Origin of the sequence: Edaphobacter sp., from assembly GCF_035532915.1 — a bacterium.
Classification (GTDB): Bacteria; Acidobacteriota; Terriglobia; order Terriglobales; family Acidobacteriaceae; genus Edaphobacter.
This window is the reverse complement of sequence record NZ_DATKQC010000226.1, coordinates 1-4,667: the sequence shown is the minus strand read 5'-3', so window position 1 is coordinate 4,667 and position 4,667 is coordinate 1. Positions and strand designations below refer to the sequence as shown.

Sequence of the window (4,667 nt, the reverse complement as noted above, 5' to 3'; positions counted from 1 at the left end):
GTTCTTGAAAGATATCTCCGGTAAAGGTGCGCTGACGGCGGCCTTCGTGCACGGTAATTTGCTGGCCGCGCGAGACGATCTTTTTATAAGGCTGGATGCCGATGAAGGTGTAGCGGCCGACGTGCTTGCCGCCTTCGACCGACTCCAGCAGAAAGGCCTCCGGCTCTTCGGCGGCGATGCGCAGAAAGGCCGACACCGGCGTTTCGAGGTCCGCCGTCACGGTGCGGTAGACGGGAACGAGCGAGTGCTTGCGGCTCAGCTTGAGAAAGTCGCTTGCAGAGGGCAGGGAATTGGTATCGGCGATGGGCATGGCTGCTTCCATCATAACTGCGGCTGGTTTCGTGTTTGCCTCTGGCCTGCGTCTAATGAATTGGTTGGATTGCGCAGCTTCGGCGGCCGAGCCTATACTCCCTCGGGGTTTGGCTGGAGCAACGCTGGGATTGCCAACAGAGAAGAGGATTATGGCCATGCAGACGCTTTCTATCGAGCAGGAGACAAACCCGTGGGAGGCGCAAGCCGCTCGATTCGATATTGCCGCTAAAAAGCTCAATCTCGACGCGGGGATTATGAAGGTCCTGCGCTTGCCGGTGCGCGAGATTACGGTTTACATCCCCGTGGGTATGGACGACGGATCGATTGAGGTCTTTACCGGCTACCGCGTCCAGCATTCCATTGCGCGCGGTCCCGGCAAGGGTGGTGTGCGCTATGCGCCTACCGTTTCGCTCGACGAGGTGCGGGCGCTGGCCAGTTGGATGACCTGGAAGTGCGCTGTCGTCAATATTCCCTTTGGCGGGGCCAAGGGTGGCATCATCTGCGACCCGAAAAAGATGTCGCAGGGAGAGCTGGAGCGGATGACCCGGCGCTACACCGCCGAGCTGATGGAGTTTATCGGCCCGGAGAAGGATGTTCCCGCGCCTGATATGGGCACCAACGAACAGACCATGGCGTGGATTATGGATACGTACTCGATGCACACGCGGCAGACCTGCACCGCTGTGGTGACGGGCAAGCCGATCAACATCGGCGGCTCGCGGGGGCGGAGGGAGGCTACGGGGAGGGGCATCTCCGTCGTATGCGACGAGGCCTTGAAGCATCTTGGTATGTCGGTCGAGGGCTGCCGGGTGATTGTGCAGGGATTTGGTAACGTCGGCTCCAATGCGGCGGCGATTCTTGCGGCGAAGGGCTACAAGATCATCGGCATCGCCGAATACGATGGCGGACTCTACGATCCATACGGAATCGATATTCGCGCTTTGACCGAGCATCGTGGAAAAGCTGGCACGATCAATGGTTTTGCCGGGGCGGAGGCCGCCGACAAGGATGAATTGCTGACCCGCGAGTGCGAGATTCTTATTCCGGCGGCGACTGAAAACGTGATCACTAGCCGCAATGCTGATCAGTTGCGCTGCCGTATTCTCTGCGAAGGAGCGAATGGACCGACGACGACTGTTGCGGACGATATTCTCGCCGACAAGCGCATCTTTGTGATCCCCGACATTCTCGCCAATGCCGGTGGGGTTACGACCAGCTACTTCGAGTGGGTGCAGGATAGGATGGGCTATTTCTGGACCGAGGCTGAAGTGAACCAGCGGCTCGACCGCATTATGACCGACAGCTTCCACGACGTTCTTGCCTATGCGAAGACCCACAACGTCAATAACCGCATTGCCGCTTATATGCTGGCCATCGATCGCGTGGCTTATACAACTAAGCAGCGCGGCATGTATGCCTAGACCTTAAGGCACGGTGACGTGCAGCGTAATCTTTGTGATGACTTTGCTGGTGACGGCTCCCGTGGAGGCGGCGATGACCTGGACGGCATAGTCTCCGGGACGCGTTCCCAGGTCGCTGCAGTTTCCGCAGCCCATGAGGGATGCCATGCCGCAGACGGCGACAACCATCAGCAGGTTCTTCAGCGATTTGCGGTGGCGGCGCGGGAGGAACAACAGCATCAGGCATGCAAGGGCCGGTCCGGTGAAGGGGATTCCGGAGTTTTGCGTGTAGGGAATGTCCGATTGGCAGCTATGCGGGGCCATGGTGCTGATCTGCAGGCTAGTCGTGCCGCCGCTGGCAGGAAGCGCCGCCGTGCCAAAGGTGCAGGCGGACTCGGCTGGCAGTCCCGCGCACGAGAGCTGCACCGGTTGCTGAGAGCTAACTCGGGGAGCTACGGTGAGCAGGAGGTTCACGCTTTGTCCGGTGATGACGGTGGGCGTGCCTGCGATGGCCACCGTAAATGGAGCGGGGCTGGTTGTCGATGAGGCATTCACGGTCTCTGCCAGTGGGGTGGACGAACTTGCAGCGGTTGCCGCAGAGCCCGCGTAGCTGGCGGAGATCGAGTGGCTGCCGGATTCGAGTGAGGAGGTGCTCAGGGTAGCCAGCCCGGAGCTGTTCAAGGATGAGGTTCCCAGGACGGTGCTTCCGTCGAGGAATGTCACCGCTCCGGTGGGCACAAGCGATTGCCCCACCGTCACCACATCGGCGGTGAAGGTTATGCTCTGTCCGGCTGTTGCAGGATTTAAATTGGAGGCCAGCATCGTCAACGTCGCCATTCCCGCTGAGGTCTGAATGAGCTGATTGAGTGCGGTGCTGACTGCGGCCCCGAAGTTCTGGGTTGCCGTATATCGGGCCGTTATGGGGTGAGTTCCCAGCTTCAATGAGGATTCCGCCAAGGTGACTGTGCCAGCCGGGTTGAGCGTCGCTGTGGCAATGAGGCTGGTTCCGTCCAGAAACTGGACCTGCCCGGAGGGAATGGCGTGATTGCCGCGCGCTGTCACGGTAAACATCACGTTGCTTCCATAGCCTGCGGGATTCGCGGAGCTGGACAGGCTCAGGGTGGTTATGTCGGGCACGACCAGGATGGGAACACCATTGGATATTGAGCTCTGGTGGGTGGAGTCTCCGGAATATGTTGCCGTTAGGAGGTGGGTTCCGGCGGCGAATCCGGTTCCGGCGCTGGCCGGGCAGCTTTTGGTCTGCGTAACGGGGATGGTGCAAATGTTGGTTGCATCGTCGTAAAACGATACGGTTCCCGAGAGTGTGGTGGCGTCGCTGGAGGTGACCAGAGCGTAGCCGCCGACGTCCTCGCCGTAGGAGATGCTGGACGCCGTAGAGATAGTCAGCATGACTGTGGTCGCGACGGCCGCCGTTTGCGACGTCACGATAGGCGTAGCTGCATTTTTAGTGGCCTGGTCGGTTGAAAGCTGTTGGGCCGGTGCGGGGAGACATAGGGATATCCATGCGATATGAGTGGCCGTCTTCAGGACGAAGGTTGGAATCGACATTTGGAATACTCTTTGAGCCGTCGTGGCAGACTGTCTCTTTATCGGCAATTGGGCGCGAAAGCTAGAGCGAGGGTTGAAGGCGGAGATTATTGCCGGATTGGGGGGATTGAAGAAAGAATCGGTAAAACGCGCAACAATTCGCGCCTGAGGGCCGTCTCCCCTGAGGGGTCGGTTTGGCTTTCACGCCGACGCTATCGGCGATGTGGCAGAATTACTATCATTGGGCGGTATATCCTCCCATGCTGTTCTCGACCGTCTGCGCATGAATCTGCCCAACTCCATCACGATGAGCCGCGTTGCATGCGTGCCCCTTCTCATCTGGGTCCTGTCGCCTGCTTTTCCGTGGACGGGTGGTCATGGAGCTGTGGGTCTGCGTGGCGGCGAGCAGGAGGTGATCGCCGCCATCGTCTTCGTTCTGGCGAGCATTACCGACGGGCTCGACGGCTACCTTGCGCGGCGGCGCCAGCAGATCACGACGATGGGGATGCTGCTCGATCCGCTCGCGGACAAGCTCATGGTCAGCTCGGCCTTTATCATCCTGGTCGCATACAATCCGCGGGTCGTTCCGGCGTGGATTGCTGTCCTGGTCATTGGGCGAGAGTTTCTTGTCTCCGGGCTGCGCTCGATCGCTGCCACGGAGGGCTTCACGATCGAGGCCAGCGAGATTGGCAAGCTCAAGACGGTCATCCAGATCGTCTCCGTTGTTGCGGCTATTCTGGCGCATCGCTGGGACTACTGGAACCTGGGCGGCTTCATCGTTGGCGTTCACTTCATTGCAGTGACGGCGATCTACTGGATGGTGATCGTTTCGATCATCTCCGCGGTCGATTATTTCGTTGGCTTCTGGAAGAAGATCGACCATGCCAGCGATGACCGCCGCAATCGCCGCAGCTTCGTTTTGAGCCGCAAAAAGAAAGCAGCACCCCCGACCGAGCACCCTTCCCGCATCTCTTGATCGGATCGGGGGGCCAGATAATCGAGCACGAGTTTTTTCGTTTCCCATTGAATGTCGATTGCAGAATTAGCCGCAGGTAGCGTCTGTATTGCACAAGACTCAGCTTTGGAGAAGAAGAGATGACACTTGTCCGATGGGTTCGAAGTAAAGCACGCGTCGCCGTTGATCAGCTTTTCTGTGCTCACTGCGCCGATATCAAGCTTGTCGGTGACGAGCACAGTGGTTGGTTCATCAATATCAATCCGGTGCCCCAGGTCGCCTACTGCGCCGGAGTCGGTCAGGGCATGACGCTGGAGTTGGAGCTGGCAAAGATGATGCGAAATCCTGTCCTCGTCTTTGACCCTTCTCCGACGGGTATCGAGACGGTCTCAAAGAGCGATACGCAGAACCTGCAGTTTTCTCCCATAGGTCTTTCGGCCAATGCAGGCTGG

The 4,667-nt window shown here is 58.9% G+C and carries 4 protein-coding genes and 1 pseudogene; 3 read left to right on the top strand and 2 right to left on the bottom strand.

Annotation, left to right across the window (positions count from 1 at the left end):
- Positions 1-310 (bottom strand): annotated as a pseudogene (locus VMU57_RS10975) (anthranilate synthase component I); the annotation flags it as partial.
- Positions 311-467: 157 nt separating this feature from the next.
- On the opposite strand from VMU57_RS10975, the gene VMU57_RS10970 reads away from it, so the two are divergent.
- A complete protein-coding gene (locus tag VMU57_RS10970; RefSeq protein ID WP_325383333.1) occupies positions 468-1,733 on the top strand; it encodes a Glu/Leu/Phe/Val dehydrogenase in 1,266 nt (421 codons plus the stop codon).
- Positions 1,734-1,736: 3 nt separating this feature from the next.
- On the opposite strand, the gene VMU57_RS10965 is transcribed toward VMU57_RS10970, so the two are convergent.
- Positions 1,737-3,281 carry an Ig-like domain-containing protein gene (locus tag VMU57_RS10965; RefSeq protein WP_325383332.1) on the bottom strand — a complete coding sequence of 515 codons (1,545 nt, stop codon included), beginning with the start codon at positions 3,279-3,281 and terminating at the stop codon, positions 1,737-1,739.
- Positions 3,282-3,543: 262 nt separating this feature from the next.
- Between VMU57_RS10965 and pgsA the strand changes: the two genes are divergently transcribed.
- Both pgsA and VMU57_RS10955 read left to right on the top strand, forming a co-directional pair.
- Positions 3,544-4,236, top strand: coding sequence for a CDP-diacylglycerol--glycerol-3-phosphate 3-phosphatidyltransferase (pgsA, locus tag VMU57_RS10960; RefSeq protein WP_325383334.1), 693 nt, complete (start codon positions 3,544-3,546; stop codon positions 4,234-4,236).
- Positions 4,237-4,355: 119 nt separating this feature from the next.
- A partial coding sequence (locus VMU57_RS10955; RefSeq protein ID WP_325383331.1) for a hypothetical protein occupies positions 4,356-4,667 on the top strand: 312 nt, incomplete at its 3' end.